This is a genomic window from Bradyrhizobium sp. 149 (genome assembly GCF_023073915.1).
In the GTDB taxonomy this organism is placed as follows: domain Bacteria; phylum Pseudomonadota; class Alphaproteobacteria; order Rhizobiales; family Xanthobacteraceae; genus Bradyrhizobium.
Map to the genome: position 1 here is coordinate 1 of NZ_JADPKK010000002.1, position 16461 is coordinate 16461.

20 protein-coding genes and 1 tRNA gene are annotated in these 16461 nt (G+C 64.0%); 9 read left to right on the top strand and 12 right to left on the bottom strand.

Annotated elements, in window-relative coordinates:
- Together IVA88_RS00015 and IVA88_RS00020 are read right to left on the bottom strand one after the other, a co-directional pair.
- Nucleotides 1-166: Hpt domain-containing protein (locus tag IVA88_RS00015; protein ID WP_008538701.1), on the bottom strand; the 166-nt coding region annotated here is incomplete at its 3' end.
- A gap of 193 nt (nucleotides 167-359) precedes the next feature.
- Nucleotides 360-1013 (bottom strand): histidine phosphotransferase family protein, encoded by a 654-nt coding sequence (locus IVA88_RS00020; RefSeq protein WP_247495253.1) that lies wholly within the window; start codon nucleotides 1011-1013, stop codon nucleotides 360-362.
- Between the two features lie 171 nt (nucleotides 1014-1184).
- Between IVA88_RS00020 and IVA88_RS00025 the strand changes: the two genes are divergently transcribed.
- Nucleotides 1185-2012, top strand: a complete 828-nt coding sequence (locus IVA88_RS00025; RefSeq protein ID WP_247495254.1) for a 3'(2'),5'-bisphosphate nucleotidase CysQ — start codon at nucleotides 1185-1187, stop codon at nucleotides 2010-2012.
- A gap of 25 nt (nucleotides 2013-2037) precedes the next feature.
- On the opposite strand, the gene IVA88_RS00030 is transcribed toward IVA88_RS00025, so the two are convergent.
- Nucleotides 2038-2523: a YHS domain-containing (seleno)protein gene (locus tag IVA88_RS00030; protein WP_247495309.1), complete on the bottom strand. Its 486-nt coding sequence runs from the start codon at nucleotides 2521-2523 to the stop codon at nucleotides 2038-2040.
- 139 nt (nucleotides 2524-2662) lie between these two features.
- On the opposite strand from IVA88_RS00030, the gene IVA88_RS00035 reads away from it, so the two are divergent.
- The 3 genes from IVA88_RS00035 to IVA88_RS00045 all read left to right on the top strand — a co-directional run bounded on the left by IVA88_RS00035 (nucleotide 2663) and on the right by IVA88_RS00045 (nucleotide 4930).
- Entirely contained in the window at nucleotides 2663-3268 is a 606-nt protein-coding gene (locus IVA88_RS00035) for a DUF1134 domain-containing protein (protein WP_247495255.1), read from the top strand.
- A 121-nt stretch (nucleotides 3269-3389) separates the two neighbouring features.
- On the top strand, nucleotides 3390-4688 hold the full coding sequence (locus IVA88_RS00040) for a hypothetical protein (protein ID WP_247495256.1): 1299 nt from the start codon (nucleotides 3390-3392) through the stop codon (nucleotides 4686-4688).
- Nucleotides 4689-4855: 167 nt separating this feature from the next.
- Nucleotides 4856-4930 (top strand) — tRNA-Val (locus IVA88_RS00045).
- 321 nt (nucleotides 4931-5251) lie between these two features.
- Here IVA88_RS00045 and IVA88_RS00050 read toward each other — a convergent pair.
- The gene (locus tag IVA88_RS00050; protein ID WP_247495257.1) at nucleotides 5252-5971 is read right to left on the bottom strand and encodes a helix-turn-helix transcriptional regulator; all 720 of its coding nucleotides are present in this window, start codon (nucleotides 5969-5971) and stop codon (nucleotides 5252-5254) included.
- A gap of 117 nt (nucleotides 5972-6088) precedes the next feature.
- On the opposite strand from IVA88_RS00050, the gene IVA88_RS00055 reads away from it, so the two are divergent.
- Together IVA88_RS00055 and IVA88_RS00060 are read left to right on the top strand one after the other, a co-directional pair.
- The gene (locus tag IVA88_RS00055; RefSeq protein ID WP_247495258.1) at nucleotides 6089-6484 is read left to right on the top strand and encodes a RidA family protein; all 396 of its coding nucleotides are present in this window, start codon (nucleotides 6089-6091) and stop codon (nucleotides 6482-6484) included.
- Between the two features lie 55 nt (nucleotides 6485-6539).
- Nucleotides 6540-6926, top strand: a complete 387-nt coding sequence (locus IVA88_RS00060) for a RidA family protein (RefSeq protein WP_247495259.1) — start codon at nucleotides 6540-6542, stop codon at nucleotides 6924-6926.
- Between the two features lie 217 nt (nucleotides 6927-7143).
- Here IVA88_RS00060 and IVA88_RS00065 read toward each other — a convergent pair whose 3' ends face one another.
- From IVA88_RS00065 to IVA88_RS00080, 4 genes are all read right to left on the bottom strand, one after another.
- Entirely contained in the window at nucleotides 7144-7821 is a 678-nt protein-coding gene (locus IVA88_RS00065; RefSeq protein WP_247495260.1) for a hypothetical protein, read from the bottom strand.
- A 46-nt stretch (nucleotides 7822-7867) separates the two neighbouring features.
- Nucleotides 7868-8356: a transcription elongation factor GreA gene (greA, locus tag IVA88_RS00070; protein ID WP_247495261.1), complete on the bottom strand. Its 489-nt coding sequence runs from the start codon at nucleotides 8354-8356 to the stop codon at nucleotides 7868-7870.
- Nucleotides 8357-8392: 36 nt separating this feature from the next.
- Nucleotides 8393-8908 (bottom strand): hypothetical protein, encoded by a 516-nt coding sequence (locus IVA88_RS00075; protein WP_247495262.1) that lies wholly within the window; start codon nucleotides 8906-8908, stop codon nucleotides 8393-8395.
- Nucleotides 8909-9066: 158 nt separating this feature from the next.
- The gene (locus IVA88_RS00080; RefSeq protein WP_247495263.1) at nucleotides 9067-9405 is read right to left on the bottom strand and encodes a hypothetical protein; all 339 of its coding nucleotides are present in this window, start codon (nucleotides 9403-9405) and stop codon (nucleotides 9067-9069) included.
- Between the two features lie 291 nt (nucleotides 9406-9696).
- Here IVA88_RS00080 and IVA88_RS00085 point away from each other — a divergent pair, with 291 nt between their 5' ends.
- Nucleotides 9697-9891, top strand: a complete 195-nt coding sequence (locus IVA88_RS00085) for a DUF3551 domain-containing protein (RefSeq protein WP_247495310.1) — start codon at nucleotides 9697-9699, stop codon at nucleotides 9889-9891.
- A 136-nt stretch (nucleotides 9892-10027) separates the two neighbouring features.
- On the opposite strand, the gene IVA88_RS00090 is transcribed toward IVA88_RS00085, so the two are convergent.
- Both IVA88_RS00090 and IVA88_RS00095 read right to left on the bottom strand, forming a co-directional pair.
- The gene (locus IVA88_RS00090; protein ID WP_247495264.1) at nucleotides 10028-10546 is read right to left on the bottom strand and encodes a hypothetical protein; all 519 of its coding nucleotides are present in this window, start codon (nucleotides 10544-10546) and stop codon (nucleotides 10028-10030) included.
- Nucleotides 10547-10798: 252 nt separating this feature from the next.
- On the bottom strand, nucleotides 10799-12346 hold the full coding sequence (locus IVA88_RS00095; RefSeq protein ID WP_247495265.1) for an acetolactate synthase large subunit: 1548 nt from the start codon (nucleotides 12344-12346) through the stop codon (nucleotides 10799-10801).
- 266 nt (nucleotides 12347-12612) lie between these two features.
- Here IVA88_RS00095 and IVA88_RS00100 point away from each other — a divergent pair, with 266 nt between their 5' ends.
- Together IVA88_RS00100 and IVA88_RS00105 are read left to right on the top strand one after the other, a co-directional pair.
- Nucleotides 12613-13191, top strand: coding sequence for a L,D-transpeptidase (locus IVA88_RS00100; RefSeq protein WP_247495266.1), 579 nt, complete (start codon nucleotides 12613-12615; stop codon nucleotides 13189-13191).
- A gap of 83 nt (nucleotides 13192-13274) precedes the next feature.
- A complete protein-coding gene (locus IVA88_RS00105) occupies nucleotides 13275-14090 on the top strand; it encodes a DUF2927 domain-containing protein (RefSeq protein WP_247495267.1) in 816 nt (271 codons plus the stop codon).
- A 63-nt stretch (nucleotides 14091-14153) separates the two neighbouring features.
- On the opposite strand, the gene IVA88_RS00110 is transcribed toward IVA88_RS00105, so the two are convergent.
- A complete protein-coding gene (locus IVA88_RS00110) occupies nucleotides 14154-14960 on the bottom strand; it encodes a class I SAM-dependent methyltransferase (RefSeq protein ID WP_247495268.1) in 807 nt (268 codons plus the stop codon).
- An 89-nt stretch (nucleotides 14961-15049) separates the two neighbouring features.
- Complete coding sequence (locus IVA88_RS00115; RefSeq protein WP_247495269.1) at nucleotides 15050-16177, bottom strand: threonine synthase; 1128 nt, start codon at nucleotides 16175-16177, stop codon at nucleotides 15050-15052.
- Nucleotides 16178-16461: the final 284 nt, after the last annotated feature.

Below are 16461 nucleotides of genomic sequence, written 5' to 3' on the forward strand. Positions count from 1 at the left end.
GCAATCCCAGGAAGCCGCAGGTGCCCTTGATGGTGTGGACCAGGCGGAAGATGTTATCCAGGATCTTGGCGTTGTTCGGCTCCTGCTCGAACTTCACCAACTGATTGTCGACCGTGTCCAGGCTCTCGCTGGTCTCCGTCAAAAACTCCCGCAACAGATCATCCATGAAAACAGGCCTTCATACAGGAGGGGCGCGCACGAGACGTGATGCGCCATTCGGAATGAGGCCAGCTTCACCGCAAAGCGTTTAATAATGGTTGAGTATGTGGAAAAGAACGGAACCAACAAAGAGATAAGGCGCTCCGGACAAACCGAAGCGCCTCGTAAAGGATAAGTTAACGTTTGAGAGCGGCGCCGGTTTAAGACGCGATAATGGTGATGCCCTCGCCTTCGTGCGCGAGCCTCACGGTGAGCCCGCAAGCCTGTGCCAAAAGCCGCGTATAGTAAGGCTGGATCGCGTGCGCATCCGCGGCCGGGCCGCGCTCGCCGCTCAGGAGCTCGGAGATGTTCTGCGGCAGGCGCGCATTATGTCCCGTCGCGGTGATGCGGAAGCTCATCGTCTCGCCCTCGCCGATGGGGTCGATCGTCAGCGTGCCGCCGCGCGGGATCGTGTGCTGGGAGACGATCAGCATGTTGAGCAACAGCTTGACGCGATTCTTCGGCATCAAGATCCGCGGCAGATTCCAGGTGATCGAGCACTTGCCGTCCTCGATGTGGCCGCGCGCCATGGTCTGGGCATCGCCGAGATCGATCTGCGCCCCGGACGAACCGGCCGCACCAAAGGCAAGGCGGCAGAACTGGAGGCGGGCCGAGGCGGTTTTCGCGCTCTTGCGAATCAGATCGAGCGCGAACTCACGGTCGTCGGGCTTGGGATCGTCGTCGAGCACTTCGAGCCCATTGACGATGGCGCCGACAGGGCTGATGAGGTCGTGGCAGACCCGCGAGCACAGCAGCGCAGCGAGTTCGAGCGCATCTGGAGCGGTAACGGTAGCGGGTGACGAAGCGTCAGACATAAAGGGTTCCTGGAATTGCACGGCGCGGACGCGGCGAATCACGCATGCTTGACGAATGCCGCGGGTTCTAACATTCGCAAGCCCGTGGCAGCTAGCTTGCGATCGGTTCGAAGCGGCCCTAATGCCGCGACGAATCACTCGAGGAGGGATGGAATTGCCGATGAATGAGGCATGCAGGTGAAGCGGATCATCGACGGCACGGCCGCCTCCCACCTGATGGAGCCGCTCACTGCGCTGGTGGTGAAGGCGGGCGAAGCCATCCTCGCGGTCAACCGGGCGGCGATGCGGATCGATGGCAAGCAGGACGGCTCGCCGGTCACCGAGGCCGACCTTGCCGCCGACCGCATCATCGCGGACGGGCTGGCGCAGCTTGCGGGTGACATCCCGACGCTCTCGGAAGAGCGGACCCAGCTCGCCTCGCCGCCCTTCCGCGACAGCTTCTTCCTGATCGACCCGCTCGACGGCACCAAGGAGTTCGTCGCCGGGCGCGACGAGTTCACCGTCAACCTTGCCCTCGTGACATCAGGCGTGCCGCTGCTGGGCATCGTCAGCGCCCCGGCACTCGGGCTGCTCTGGCGCGGCATCGTCGGCCGCGGCGCCGAGCGGCTGAGGTTTGACGGCGCGACCATCGGCGCTGCCGAGCCGATCCATACCCGCAAGCTGCCGGCGCCGGGCGAGCCCTGGATCGCGGCGGTGAGCCGTTCGCACGGCGATCCGCAAAGCGAGGCATTCATCGATATCAGGCCCAACGCCGTCCGAAAGACAGTCGGCTCGGCCGTGAAGTTCGGCCGGATCGCGGAAGGCAGTGCCGACATCTACCCCCGCTTCGGGCCGACCTCGGAATGGGACGTCGGGGCCGGCTACGCGGTCGTGACCGCGGCCGGCGGCAAGGTGACCGACGGCAAGGGTGGCGAGCTCCGCTTCGGTGAGCGGCACGACAAAGGCTTCATCATCCCGGAGTTCATCGCCTGGGGTGACCCGCAGGCGGCAAGACTCTGAGCAAGACTCTGAGATTGTAAAGCCGCTACTGGCTGAGCCTGTCCCGGAGGGCCGGCCAGCGCTTGCCCACCTCATAGAGGAAGCGCTCGGGACTGGCGGCGAAGGCGTCGCGATTGGCTTCCCGGCTGAACAGATAGAGCCGCTGCGCCGCGATCGCGAAGAAGCGGGGGTTACCGGCGATGGTGACGCCGCGGGCGATATCGACCGGATCGTAGCCGCCGAACTGCGGCCCATAGACCTCGGGATGGGCCAGGAAAGAGGCCCGGTTGCCCTCGTTCCGAAAGCGCCAGACCGCGCCCCACAGGTTCGCCTCGAACTCGGCCGTCCCCTGCACGGCCGTACCACCGACGAAATAGGCGACGGGGTCGAAGCCCTCGATCGCTACGCCACTGAAACGGTTGACGACGATCCGCTCGGTGGTGGCCGCTTGCACAGGCAACCCCACGCAGATGATCCAAATGCCCGACAGCAGGCAGACCAGACGGCTGATCAAGGCAATTCCGGGGCGCAAAGGACTGGCTTCCTGCCGTTGTGCCGTCATAGTTGCTGCGGATAACATCCGAGTCGAGGGGACATCCGGCGCAACCTAGAGCCGTGCCTGTTGGCATCAGGTTAAGGAAGCGACCGGTTTCGATACCAGGGGTTCTTTTATGACTTTCGCATCACGCCTTGCCGCAGTCGCGCTTGCCGCGCTGGTTGGGTGGATCATTCCGGCCTCGGCCCAGCAGGCGCCGCCGCCCGATTTGCCACCGCCGCAGCGGACTCCCACGCCCACCACCTATGGGCCGGACGAACTCGTGAACGCCGGCCACCGCTTCTTCGGCAACGTCTCGCGGGGCCTCGCCTCGATCATCGAGAAGGCTGTCAGCCAATGGGGCCTGCCCAACGGCTATATTCTCGGTGAGGAAGGATCCGGCGCCTTCGTCGCCGGCCTGCGTTACGGTGAAGGCACGCTCTACACCAAGAACGCCGGCGACCTGCGCGTCTACTGGCAGGGCCCCTCGCTCGGCTTCGACTGGGGCGGCGACGGCGCGCGCACCATGACGCTGGTCTATAATCTGCCCGCCACCAACGCGATCTACCAGCGCTTCGCGGGCCTCGACGGCTCGGCCTACATCATCGGCGGCTTCGGCATGACGGCGCTCACCGCCAACAACATCGTGCTGGTGCCGATCCGCTCGGGCCTCGGCCTGCGGCTGGGAGCCAATATCGGCTATTTGAAATTCACCCCGCGCGCGACCTGGAACCCGTTCTAGCGTCCGCGCTTTCCCCTCCCGCGACGGATCAAGGTTAACGACATGTCGGGACTGGCTTTTTGCCGGCCCCGCATGCAATGTCGTTTGGTAAATTTTTCCTTAGCTTTGGGAGTTCTGGCCCATGGTCGAACCGATCATGTACCTGGCGATCGGTTTCCTGCTCTCGATGCTGTGCGGGCTTGCGATCGTGCCGCTGGTGCATAACCGCGCCGTGCGCCTGACCACGCGCCGGCTCGAGGCGGCCACGCCGTTGTCGATGGCGGAGATCCAGGCCGACAAGGACCAGCTCCGCGCCGAATTCGCCATGTCGGCACGACGCCTCGAGATGAGCGTCGACCAGCTCAAGAACAAGACCACGAGCCAGCTCGCCGAGCTCGGCAAGAAGAGCGACGCCATCAATCGCATGAAGATCGAGCTCGGCGAGAAGAACGCCACGATCTTCGCGCTCGAAGCGCGCGAGAAGGCGGTGAAGGAGCAGCTCCGCGCCACCGAAGAGGAATTCAACACCAAGACCGCAGCCCTGCGCGCCGCCGAGAATGCGCTGACCGACAAGCAGGGCGATCTCGCAAAAATCAATTCCGAGCTGTCCGACCGCTCGATGATGGCGGAGAGCCGTCAGGTCGAGCTGGTCGCGGTCCGTGCCCAGATCGAAGAGCTGAAGAACCGCGTCGGCGACGCCGAGAAGGAATTTGCCGCGACGCAGGCGCGGCTGGCGCAGGAGCGTACCGATTCCGAGACCGTCTCGCGCGAGCTCGGCGACGCCCGCGGCCGCGTCGAGAATCTGAGCCAGCGCGTCACCGACCTCGATCGCCAGCTCATCGTGCAGGTGAAAGAGGCCGAAATGCTGTCGGGCCGCGTCACCGATCTCGAAGGCCGCCTCGCCACACAGGGCAAGCTGCTCGCCGAGCGCGACTACGAGAACAACCAGCTGCGCCAGGCCAACGAGAGCAACGAGCGCACCATCAAGGAGCTGCGCGTCGAGATCGCGGCCTTGAGCGGCGGCAAGTCGTCGGCCGCGATGGAATCGATCCGCGCGGAAAAGACCGCGCTGGAGGAGCAGCTCCGCACCGCCCGCGACGAGCGCGCAAAACTCCAGCGCGACATCAACGCGATCCAGCAACAGGCCGAGAGCTCCTGGGCGACCGAGCGAATGGAGAACGCGCTGCTGCGCGAGCGCATCAACGACATCGCCGCCGAAGTGGCAAAGCTCGCGATGCAGCTCGAAGGCCCGAACTCGCCGATCGAGGCCCTGCTCGCGGCCGAGGCCGGCCAGCCGCCGAGGCCGGCGCCGCGCCCGGCCAATGACGCCGCGACCAATGGCACGGCCGCAGCCACCCTGCCCGAAGGCGGCGGAACACTCGCCGAACGCATCCGCGCGCTCCAGGCCCACGCCTCCCGCGCGCGCCAGCAGGGCGCGTAAGCGGCCCCAAAACGGTCTCACCGCCGAGTTGCGGGGTCTGCGGAAGGTTTTCGGGCCGCTTTAAGGGTCTTGGGGCGCCTCGAAACTTGACACCTTCGGCCCGCACTTCTAAATCCCGGGCTCCGATGCACCGCGGCCGAAACTCGGGTCGCCTGCATGATGGTTTCGGGTGCATAGCTCAGCGGGAGAGCGTTCCCTTCACACGGGAGAGGTCCAAGGTTCGATCCCTTGTGCGCCCACCATCCATCTTCCTGAACCATCCTGATTGCAGGCCTATCGTCGACGCTTGGCGGCTATCCCCCACCCGTCCAAATCAAAAGTGTCGAAAACAACCCCATGCACAGTAGCCCATGCGAGCGGGATCAATGGGTTACGCGAATGCGACTTTTCCGAACTCTGATTTGACTCGTCGGGCAAAACAGGAGCACGATGCCATCATCCGAAGCGAGGCATCGGTTTGCCCGTGAGGTGATGATGACTTCTGGTCTAACCGATAAGCGGAAAGGGTCAGATTGTATTGGCGTGTCTCGGACGGGCCACCAGCGCATCCCGGTGCACGTGCATTAAGGAGTCCGAAGAGCGTGGTCGTGGAATTCCAAGGCCACGCCGAACACATCGCGTAAACCAACCTTCCCGGTAGCAGTCACCCGCACTGCTCGTGAGTCGCGGTCGCGTTCGACCCATTCAAGTTCGGTGAACCGCCGCAGCAGTTCCGCCCCGACATGGCCGGCGATATGGTAGCGGCGCTCGCTCCAGTCGAGGCAGGGTCGGCAGAATATCCGCTTGCTTTTTGTGTTCGGCGCCAGCGCCAAGCCGAAGTTGGACAGGAAATGTGCGCCTGAATCTGTCACTTCACCACCATCGTCGGTGAGGACAACGCAGCCATTGGAAACGAGCGCATCAGCGATGCCCACTCCCAAGCGGCCGGCCAAATGATCGTAGCAGGTCCGTCCCATCCTCAAGCGGTCATCCTGGGTAGATCGTGGCTGATGACGGGCGGGGGTCTCAATGGCGGCGACTGCTTTGATGCTCTCCAGCATCTTGGCGACCAGTGGCGAAGCGATGCGATAATATCGATTGCGACGCTTCTGGGTCACGGTGAGCAAGCGGGCGCCAACCAGCTTTGACAGATGACCGCTCGCGGTGGATTTGGAAACTCGCGCGCGGGCCGCGAGTTCCCTGGCGGTTAGGGCCTGCCCGCCCATTAAAGCCGACAGGATCGTAGCTCGGGCGGTGTCGCCAACTAAGGCCGCGACCTCAACCATGTTTGCTGCAGCCGCCATCTCCTACCCTATCGTGATGCGCCTGATCTTTGCAACCGGCGACAGTTCGGTATCGATCAAACCATTCGATCTCCAGCGCCTGCTAAGGATCCGACGTCGATCGAACGGGGGTGCGTCATGTTGAGAAGATTACGCGTAGAGCCAATTTCCAGCTATTTGGAGCGTCGTCGCAAAGGCCCGATCTATCCGGCGATTGTCGCCAATGGTCTCGTGTATCTGTCGGGGCTGCCGCCGTTCGATCCGGAAACAGGTGATATCAAGCTGATGCCGTTCGAGCGGCAGGCAGAAATCGTTCTCGATCAGATGAAGCTTTGTCTGGAGACGGCAGGTTCGTCGCTCACGCAGGTACTCAAATGCAATGTCTATTGCACACCTGATCCCGCGCACTTCGCGATCTTCAATGAAGTTTACGCACGCTACTTCCCAAGCGAGTCCCCGGCCCGAACCTTCGTGCATGTGCCGTCGTGGCCCGGTCCGTTTGATGTAGAAATCGACGGTGTCGCAGCCGTTTGACGAACTTGCGCCCGCCTCTCAGGCGCAATCTCACCACAACCCACTAGGACATCCTATGCCGAACAAAATCCATGATATTGGCGTTGCGAAAAAGATTGGCCTCTACAGTGATGCAACTGAAGTACCCGCCGATGCTCGTTGGCTCTTTACATCAGGAACACCTGGCTTGCCTTTGGACGGCCTGCTGCCGGCCGATATTGTGGGACAGGCGGAAATTGCTTGGACACACATCCTGACCATGCTCGACCGAGCGGGGATGACCGTCCACGACCTGGTGAAGGTCACGCACTATCTGACGCGCGCCTCCGACATCCCGGCTTACGTCAAGGTCCGCGCACGTTTCCTCGGCGACGCGCGGCCGGCAGAAATGCTGCTGATTGTCCCAGAACTTGTTCGCCCAGAGTTCTTGCTCGAGATCGAGGCGTACGCCGCAAAGTCATAAATGCGCGAGACCATTCGTCTAGTTCACGTCAAAACGCTCCCTCCTCGGCCGGTCAAGCGGTCGAGCGATGCGGCCATCATGTTGACCGGCACATAGGCCAGCTCGATCGAGCGGTTCTTTTCTGTCCGTTATGGGGAACGCATTCAAAAGCGCGACAAGATCAAAAGCGCAACTGCCTAGCTACACGCGGATTGGAGCGAAGGCCGCACATCAAGCTTCATGCCGCCCGCTCCGGCCGCCAGGCCGCGTAGAGGCCGACGAGCGTCCCGATGGCGACCAGCGCTGCCGCCAGCAGCACCTCTAATTCCCCGTCATCGGTGGTGCCGACGGACGATACAAGTCTGGTCACGACGACGAACAGAACGCCCACGGAGGCTGCCGCACCCACGCTGAGATAGGCGAGCTCTCGCGTCAGGCTGCGGCCGAGAAGTCCGATGGCCGTGAAATACATCGCGCAGGCGTTGGGATGAACGAACAAGGCAACGCGGGCGTAAGGACCGTAGGCGTCGAGGAGGGACTCACACCGGTTCAGCGCCGCTTTTGAGGCCACCCGCTGCAACAGCGGCCTGAAAAAGCGAGCCTGTGCGTAACTCAGAACCGCGCCCACGATGATGGCCAGCCACGCCAGGATGAAAACGGAGACATCCGCGGGCTTCGGATTGAGCGCCACGGACATCAGGATGAGGGCGGTTCCGGGAAAATAGCCAAAATACGGGAAGACCGACTCCAGGAGCACGCAGACGAAGATGAAGATCGGAAACCATGGCGAAGCCGTCGCATCGTGGACGATGGCGTTCAAGTCGAAGAGGTCAGTCTTGTACAGGACGAGGTACATGCACATGGCCAGTCCGGCCAGCGCGTAGAACGGCAACGCCCCCGACAGAAACCGTCTCATCCAGCTATCGGGCGTTGTTGCGCGGACACAGCGGAGATCATCGATATCAGCTCGACCCGATCGACAGAATCTCGATCTCCTGCGCGCCCGAACCCACGACGTCGCCAACGGCCTTTCCCATCAACGACTTCGCAACCGGCGCGACGAACGAGATCGAGCCGGCCTTGGGGTCGGCTTCGTCCTCGCCGACGATGCGATAGGTCTGCACACGGCCATCGGCGCGGCTGAAGGTCACCGTGCTGCCGAAGGCGACGATATCGGTCGAGGTTGGAGCGGGAATGACCTGCGCCGTACGCAGCCGTTCGGCGAGATAGCGGGCGTCACGCAGGGGCACCGCCGATTGCCGGCGCTTTTCGTTGACGTCCTCGATGGCTTGCGCGGCTTCATAGGCCTCGCGTGTGTCTTGAAGCTGTCGTTGCAACGCCTGCAAGCCCGCTTCCGTCACGAGGTTTGGATGAGGCGAGATCGGACGATCCGGCAGCAACGTCTCGGCGGCGGTTTCCGCGCTCTCTTCCTTGGTAAAGGCAACGCTCAAGTCGAAGATCCTGTCGAACCGTTCTGGACTCCCGAACTATATCTCAAGTTCGACGAAACGGCGCAGCTTGAAGACTATGTCCGGCATGGCCTGGCGGAACCGCGTTGCATCCCGGAAATTGGTCGAGAACGGCGCGAAGGTGATCATCGCGTTCCAGTGCCTGTAACCGTAGACGGTGACGGAGGCGCCGGTCGCCGGAAAATTCTCGAGCTTGCGCAGCTCGCCCAGGACGAGATCGGCGATCGCCTCGGCCGGCAGCAACCGCTTGCCATCGGCCGTCGTGGCGACCTTCGCGGGCGGCTCGGCCGGCTTCGGGGCGGCCGGTACCGCATCGGGCGCGTCCCCGGACTCGTTCTCGGACTTGTTCTCGGGCTTTGCGGGCGGGATATCGGGGACGGGCGGCTCGACCAGCTCAAATCCGTTGGTCGGCGCTGTCGGCGGCGGAGCCTCGATGAGCGGCGGCGGTGCAAGACTGTCTGCTGCGCGCCTGTTGCCTCCCAGGATGCTGCTGATCATGGCCACAAGGCCAGCATCCTTCACGTCGTCGCTCATTACGCCCCCCAGACTTCGGCCTACTCTAGCACCGCTCGCGCGGACCGCCACAGGGGATCTATGGCCGCATTCCGCCCGGCCAGGTGCTATTTTCTAGGCCGTCACGCGATGGCACCGGCGGCGCGATGCCGCTTCAGGTCACGCCGCCGTGCGATCCGTCACTGCCTTTCGAACGGAACGTATTGCTGGTACTGCTTGGGCACCGAGCTGCGGTAGCGCGCGGGCACGGTGCCGCTGTCGACCGAGTGATCGATCTCCTGCTGCCGCGTCATCTTCTTCTTCGCCGGCTTCTTCGACGCGCTCTTCTTGGAGTCGGTCGGCTGGCTGGAAGCGTCATTGGTTGCAGTCGGCGCTGTCGTCGTCGCTGCCGGCGCGGTGGTTGTCGCCGCAGGCGCCGCGGTTCCGCCGACGGCGGGAGTGCCCTGCGCCAGCGCGAGCGGTGTTTGCATGAGAAGCGCCAGCGCTGCTGTCGCAGCCAGCAAGTATGATTTTTGCATTAGAACCTCCAAAATACTGATCCGAACAAGGCAAGCGTAGTTCTCCGGGACCGGCGCGTGCAAGTCTGCTCACGATAGGCCGGAACCCAATCGCGAACTGTGGCCGAGATCACATTGCCGGCGGCCGGGTGCGTCATGATGTGCCTTGTCGCGAACGCTGGGCATTCCGCCGACACCAACACAGGCATGACTGTGCAACAGACGAGCCAGGCTCGCTGACATTCCCCTCCACTCATTCTCGAAGGAGACTAAAATGCGTCGCACCATCCTTACTCTCGCATCGCTCGGGCCCTGCTCGCCGTAGCATCCCCGGCCGCCCAGGCCCATCCTGCGAACGATCGATATTGCATCCAGGGCCGCTCGTGGGGTTATCCCGGCCACTGCCAGTTCGCCAGCTATCAGCAGTGCCTCGCCACCGCCTCCGGCACGTCGGCCTATTGCGGCATCAACCCGCGCTACGCCTTCTCGCAGCAGCGCGACTACTGACGAATTCGCGGCGTGCGCGCATGACGCGCACGCCGCCACAATTCTTACGTGAAGACGATCCGCTGCACTGAGCCTGCGATCCGTCGAAGACATGATGCCGCCCGCGTTGCCGGGCGGCTTGTTTTCCGAAATCTGCTCAATGCGCGGTCCCGAGGCCGATCTCCTCCAGCCGGCTCGCGAACCAGCGCGACAGCGGCTGATCGACGACGCCGCTGACATAGACCTCCGAGATCGTCACATGGTGCTTGTCCAGCACCAGCAGCACGCCGATCCAGTAGGCGAACCAGACATGCGCATCGGTCAGCGCCATCAGCTTGTGCTGGTCGTGATCGAGCGAGGTGTGGTTGCTCGCCTTGCGGATCTCCACGGTGAGCAAATTGTTCGGTATCTCGCGCTGATGCACGACGACGTCGGGGTAGATCGACTTGCCCAGATGATCGTCGGTCGAGATGATGGTGCCGTGCGGCAGATGCAGCGTACGCTCGCCGAGCCGGTCGTAGTTGCAGTCGACCGACCAGCCGGAGAATTGCTTCTCCAGATGCACAGCGAAGCGGTGCGTGATCGCACGCTCGCCGATGTCCTTCTCGAACAGGAATCCTTCGTGCGCGTAAAAGTCCCGGAGCGCCGCGATCACCTTGTTCAGCTCGGTCTGCATCTTGCTCCCCGGCCATTCCAACCTTGCGCGTGGCGTCGCCCGATCTGTCACTCCCTCGCCCCGTTCTTACGGGGAGAGGGTGGGGTGAGGGGCGGCCTCCGCGAATTCGGTTGGAATGATAGGTCGAACGCGCGCCGCCTGCGAGTCGGATGGCCCTTTGCCTGGGTCCGCAGCTTGCCTTGCCCCTCACCCGGATCGCTGCGCGATCCGACCTCTCCCCGCAGAAGAGCGGGGAGAGGTGAAGAGACGTCCCTACATCTGCACTTCGATCAGCCGCGGCCCGGGCTCGGCGACGGCCTCGGCCAGCGCCTTGTTGAACTCGTCCGCGTTGGTGACGGCGCGGCCGGGGACGCCCATGCCCTTGGCCAGCGCCACGAAATCCAGCGTCGGCCGGTCGAGGCGGAGCATGTCGTTGGCGCGCTGGCCGGGCTCGCCGGCGCCGACATTGTCGAACTCGCCGCGCAGGATCTGGTAGATGCGATTGGCGAACACGATGGTGACGATGTTGAGGTTCTCTCTCGCCTGCGTCCACAGCGACTGGATCGTGTACATCGCGCTGCCGTCGCCGACCATGCAGATCACCTTGCGGTCCGGGCAGGCGATCGCGGCACCGATCGAGAGCGGCGTCGAGAAGCCGATCGAGCCGCCCATGTTCTGAAGCCAGTCGTGCGGGGCCGCCGCTGCGGTCGGCGGGAAGAAGGCGCGGCCGGTGGTGAGCGATTCGTCGACCAGGATCGCATTCTCGGGGATCGCATAGGCGATCGACTGCGCGATCGAGGCGTGGGTCAGCGCGCCGGTCGGCTTGAGCAGCTCCTGCGCGGCCTGCGGCTTGACGTCGTTCGCACTGGCCTTCACCGCGCCCGCAAGCGCTTCCAGCGCTGCGACCGAATTCTCGCCCCAGGAGGTCATGCGATGCACGTCGCAGCCCTCGGGCTTGAGGATGCTCGGCTTGTTCGGATAGGCGAAGAACGCCACGGGATCGTCGGACTCGACCAGCACGATGTGACGAAACTTCGCCAGCATCTGCAGCGCATTGTCGATCACGTAATGGATGCGGTCGATCGAGAAGCGGCCGCGGCCGCGCGCCATCCGGGGACGGAAGGTCGGGCCCATCACGGTGCAGCCGGTCTTGGCAGCGATGCGCTCGGCCAGCGCCAGGCCCTGCTCGCTCAGCGCACTGCCGGTCATCAGCAGCAGCGTGCCCTCGCCGTCGCCGTGCAGGATTTTTGCGGCCTGCTCGACCGCCTGCGGCGAATAGCTCGCGCGCTGCTGCTCGGCCGGAACCTCGGCGATGCCGTCCGCTTCGTTCCAGGCGGTGTCGGCGGGCAGGATCAGGGTCGCGATCTGCGGCGGGGCGCTCCTGGCGGCGGCGATCGCCGCGGCACCGTCGGCGGCGACCGATTTGGAGTTCGGCGAGGTGCGGACCCAGGACGACATGGGCCGGGCCAGGCCCTCGATATCGGAGGTCAGCGGCGCGTTGTAGCCGATGTGGTAGACGGCGTGCTGGCCGACGATGTTGACGATGCCGGAATTCGCCTTCTTGGCGTTGTGCAGATTGGCAAGGCCGTTGGCGAGACCCGGACCGAGATGCAGCAGCGTCGAGGCCGGCGTGCCCTTCATCCGGAAATAACCGTCGGCGGCGCCGGTCACCACGCCCTCGAACAGGCCGAGCACGCAGCGCATGCCGGGCACGCGGTCGAGCGCTGCGACAAAATGCATCTCGGAGGTGCCGGGGTTGGAGAAGCAAACGTCGACCCCGCCCTTGACCATCGTCCGCACCAGACTTTCCGCACCGTTCATCCGTCAGCTCCCGCAACCGGCAATGTTCCAACAATCCGTCCGATCAATCATTGTTCGCTCGTCTCGTCAAAGCAATAGCCGGCATCGCCGCCCTGCCCCGCGCGGCGATACGCTGGTGTGGCTAATACTTTCCGGCAGATTGGTACGGTTGCCGATTTGGTAACGCCAACCGTTAAGGATGACCTGTCTCACGGGGCCGTGGCTTGCGAAAACCCCGCAAATATGGCCTGTAACTTCCGTTGAATGATTTTTTGCTGGGAGAAACAATGATCCGGTTTTTTGCCGCGCCGATTGCCGCCATCGCACTGCTGTCGGCCACCGCTGGCGGCGCCTTCGCCGAAGAGTTCGACTCGCGCGACATCATGGGCGGCGGCCCGAACTTCTTCCGCGGCGGATCGAGCCCGGTCCCCCGCACCACCGTCATGTACAACGGCAGTTACGCTCCCGGCACGATCGTGGTGAACACCTCAGAGCGCCGGCTCTATCTGGTGCTGCAGAACGGCCAGGCGCTGCGCTACGGCATCGGCGTCGGCCGCGACGGCTTCCGCTGGGGCGGCGTGCACAGGATCACCGCCAAGAAGGAATGGCCGGACTGGACGCCGCCGTCGCAGATGCTGGCCCGCCGGCCGGACCTGCCGCGTCACATGAAGGGCGGCGTCGAGAATCCGCTTGGCGCGCGCGCGATGTATCTGGGCTCGACGCTCTACCGCATCCACGGCTCCAACGAGCCGGAGACGATTGGCCAGGCGGTGTCCTCGGGCTGCTTCCGCATGACCAACGACGACGTCAGCGACCTCTACGGCCGCGTCTCGGTCGGCACCACCGTGGTCGTGCTGAACAACTAGCCGACGGCGAATCGCGGGAACCGGCGAGCGCGTGAATATGCGGTCTTGTGCGGCGCTTCCGAATACGGCAGCGTCGCCCGGCAATGAGCGCATTGGCCCCGCCTTCGTCCGGCTTTCGCATCGCCCTGCTGGCGCTCGCCACCGCCGCGTTTGTCCCTGACACCGCTACCATCGCCATCGCGGGCGAATTGCCCGCGATCGCCTCGCGCCAGCGCGCCGAGAAGAAGAGTTTTACCGACGGCGAGATCGTAGACGGCTTTCTGAAGACGGCGTTCGGCGCCGAATACCACCTTGCCGGCCGCGTCGACCGCATCCGCAAGTTCGACGGGCCGGTGCGCGTGTTCGCCGAGAGCGACCGCGCCGACCGCAAGGCGCAGCTCGCAAAAGTCGTGGCCGACATCGGCAGGCGCGTGCAGCATCTCGACATCGCCATGATCGACACGAGCGAGGCGGCGAATGTGCGGGTGAAGCTCGTGCGCGACCGCGATCTGTTCCGCACCATTTCGAGCTTCTACGGTGCGGAGAAGGCCCGCGAGATCCGCACCTCGCTCGATCCGCAATGCCTGTCCGGTTTTCGCAAGAACGACAATTTCGAGATCGAGCATTCCGACGTCATCCTCACCGTCGACAACGGCGATTTCACCTTCCTCGACTGCGCCTATGAGGAGCTGCTGCAATCGCTCGGCCCGATCAACGACACAAGCAGCGTACCCTGGACCATGTTCAACGACAACGTCTCGATGGGCTATTTCGACGTCTACGACCAATACATCCTCAACCTGCTCTACGATCCCCGCATCAAGCCGGGCATGACCGTGCTGGAGGCCAAGGCGGTACTGCCCGAGGTGCTCATCGATGTGCGCGCTTGGGTGAAGCGCGCGAACGATCTGAAGGAGTGAGGGCACACGAGTGTTGCACCCTCGCCGCTTGTGGGAGAGGGAAAAGCACCAATCGTCGCCTCTTTACACCTTCCTCGCCTTCGTCATCAGAAATTGCTGGCGCATCACGTTGTTGCCGCCGTCGAAATATTCGGAGATCAGCGCCTCGAACTCACTGCGAAAACTCCGCAGCTTGTCCGGCTCGTCCTTGTACTGGGCGACGAGCTTGATCAAAGGCCCGATCGTCGTTTCCATGGTGCGGCGGAAATGCTGTGGGCTGAGCGCGGACGGATTCATGATGTCCATCTCGAAGGAGATATCCTTCACCTTCCCCGCAAGACGTTCGGCGACGATCTTCGGATCGCCCCACGAGACCGGTGACGCCACGCCCTCGGGCGGCGGCAAATGGCGGCCGATCAGCGCGAACATCCGTCCGACATAGAGATGCGGCGGCCAGGTGGAGAAGGCGATGGTGCCGCCGGGCTTCAGCACGCGCAGCATCTCGCCGATGGCCACGTCCGGACGCGGCGCGAACATGTGGCCGAACTGACTGAGCACCACGTCGAACTCGTTGTCGCCATAGGGCAGGCTTTCGGCGTCGCCGTCGGCGAAGTCGACATCGAGGTTCGCCAGCTGGGCGTGCTCGCGGGCGCGCTCGATCAGGACCGGAGACAGGTCGAGACCCCTGACCTTCGCGCCGCGGCGCGCCGCCGTGATCGCGGCAACGCCGGTGCCGCAGCCGACGTCGAGCAGCCTTTGGCCGGTCGAAACCCGGGCGAAGCTCACGAGCTTGGCGGCCGAGGGTGTGGTGAACACTTCCATCGGCGTGAACAGCGACCAGGCTTCCTTCTGGACTGCCTTGAAACCAGCAAACGGGTCTTGCGCGGTCATGGAACTCTCCCCTCACACGATGTCAGTTTTCATGAGGCTGACGACCGACGCCAAAGGTTCAACGCACCGCAAGGGCAGTCGCGCCAGCCCTACTGCACGAGGTCGGCAACCGTGGTCGCGGCCTTGAGGCCGGTGCCGGTGAGGATTGCGACCGTGGTCTCGTTGGCCTTGATGGCACCCATGGTGGACAGTTTGTCCAGCGCGGCGGCCGCGCTGGCGCTGGTCGGCTCGGCGAACAGGCCCTGCCGCGCCAGGCGGCGCAGCGCGGCGACGATCTCATCCTCGGTGAGCGCGACGGTGCCGCCGCCGCTCTCGCGCAGGGCGCCGATGATCTCGCGCAGGCGCAGCGGATTCTTGATCGCGGTGCCTTCGGCGATGGTCTTGTTCACCTCGCGCGCGACAGGCGTGTCGACCCCCGCCTGAAAACTCGCATCGATCGGCGAGCAGTTTTGGGGCTGGGCTGCGAACAGCCGCGGCAGCTTTGCGATCTGGCCAGCCTTGTGCAACTCGCGGAAGCCGAAAGCGCAACCGAGCAGAGAGCTGCCGGCGCCGACGGGGACGATGACGTTGTCGGGGGCGCGAAAGCCGAGGTCTTCCCAGATCTCATAGGCGAGCGACTTGGTGCCTTCGAGGAAGAACGGTTGCCAGTTGTGGCTGGCGTAGAAGGTCTGGCTGGACTGGCGGATGGCCTCGGCCTCCGATTCCTCGCGCGGTCCCTCAACCAGCTGCACCGCCGCGCCATAGGCGCGGACCTGCGCGATCTTGGCAGGCGACGTGGATGCTGGCGCCAAAATCTTCACGCGCATGCCGCCGGCCGCACCTAACCCCGCCATCGACGAGCCGCCATTGCCCGACGAATCCTCCAGAATGGCGTCGACGCCAATCTGGCGCAGGAAGGACAGCATCACCGCCGAGCCGCGGTCCTTGAAGCTGCCGGTCGGGTTGAACCATTCGAGCTTGAAGAATGGGCGCAGATCGCCCCAATCCTGCTGCACCAGCGGCGTGCAGCCTTCGCCGAGCGTGATCGGCTTTGCGATCTCGACCGGCAACGCCGCCCGGTAGCGCCAGAGCGATCGCGTGCGCGGCTCGATCTCCTCCCGCGACATCCCTGCCCCCGGCGTCACCAGCAGCGGCGTGCGCTCGTCCGAGCACCAGCGCGGCTGGTCGAGCGGATAGAGCTTTCCGTTGCGGGGGTCGATGTAGCTGGCGGCGGGCATGGCGGTCTCCTGGGACGGCGACAAGGCGATCTGGACGATTGGTCTGATGGCACGTTTTCTGAGGAAACTCGACGCCCCCGTGCGTCCACCGCGCGGCGCCCCTTGAAAACAAGAAAACAATAAATACTTTCAGTGTCTTACACCGATCGCGCAGGCAGACTTGGCGAGGTCAGCTTGCGGCGCTCGGGCAAGCCGTACCGGCTCGCTGAAGACGGGAATTTGGCAACGAACGGCCCTGCCCTGCACACCACGATTAACTTGTCTGTCGTGGCTGGCCGCTACAA

Excerpts from the sequence above, each read along its gene's own strand:
- IVA88_RS00020 (WP_247495253.1), bottom strand. The coding sequence starts at position 1,013 with ATGTCTGACGCTTCGTCACCCGCTACCGTTACCGCTCCAGATGCGCTC.
- IVA88_RS00075 (WP_247495262.1), bottom strand. The coding sequence starts at position 8,908 with ATGAGCGACGACGTGAAGGATGCTGGCCTTGTGGCCATGATCAGCAGC.
- IVA88_RS00025 (WP_247495254.1), top strand. The coding sequence starts at position 1,185 with ATGCAGGTGAAGCGGATCATCGACGGCACGGCCGCCTCCCACCTGATG.
- IVA88_RS00105 (WP_247495267.1), top strand. The coding sequence starts at position 13,275 with ATGAGCGCATTGGCCCCGCCTTCGTCCGGCTTTCGCATCGCCCTGCTG.
- IVA88_RS00090 (WP_247495264.1), bottom strand. The coding sequence starts at position 10,546 with ATGCAGACCGAGCTGAACAAGGTGATCGCGGCGCTCCGGGACTTTTAC.
- IVA88_RS00080 (WP_247495263.1), bottom strand. The coding sequence starts at position 9,405 with ATGCAAAAATCATACTTGCTGGCTGCGACAGCAGCGCTGGCGCTTCTC.
- IVA88_RS00065 (WP_247495260.1), bottom strand. The coding sequence starts at position 7,821 with ATGAGACGGTTTCTGTCGGGGGCGTTGCCGTTCTACGCGCTGGCCGGA.
- IVA88_RS00110 (WP_247495268.1), bottom strand. The coding sequence starts at position 14,960 with ATGACCGCGCAAGACCCGTTTGCTGGTTTCAAGGCAGTCCAGAAGGAA.
- IVA88_RS00095 (WP_247495265.1), bottom strand. The coding sequence starts at position 12,346 with ATGAACGGTGCGGAAAGTCTGGTGCGGACGATGGTCAAGGGCGGGGTC.
- IVA88_RS00100 (WP_247495266.1), top strand. The coding sequence starts at position 12,613 with ATGATCCGGTTTTTTGCCGCGCCGATTGCCGCCATCGCACTGCTGTCG.
- IVA88_RS00115 (WP_247495269.1), bottom strand. The coding sequence starts at position 16,177 with ATGCCCGCCGCCAGCTACATCGACCCCCGCAACGGAAAGCTCTATCCG.
- IVA88_RS00040 (WP_247495256.1), top strand. The coding sequence starts at position 3,390 with ATGGTCGAACCGATCATGTACCTGGCGATCGGTTTCCTGCTCTCGATG.
- IVA88_RS00060 (WP_247495259.1), top strand. The coding sequence starts at position 6,540 with ATGCCGAACAAAATCCATGATATTGGCGTTGCGAAAAAGATTGGCCTC.
- IVA88_RS00055 (WP_247495258.1), top strand. The coding sequence starts at position 6,089 with ATGTTGAGAAGATTACGCGTAGAGCCAATTTCCAGCTATTTGGAGCGT.
- IVA88_RS00035 (WP_247495255.1), top strand. The coding sequence starts at position 2,663 with ATGACTTTCGCATCACGCCTTGCCGCAGTCGCGCTTGCCGCGCTGGTT.
- IVA88_RS00050 (WP_247495257.1), bottom strand. The coding sequence starts at position 5,971 with ATGGCGGCTGCAGCAAACATGGTTGAGGTCGCGGCCTTAGTTGGCGAC.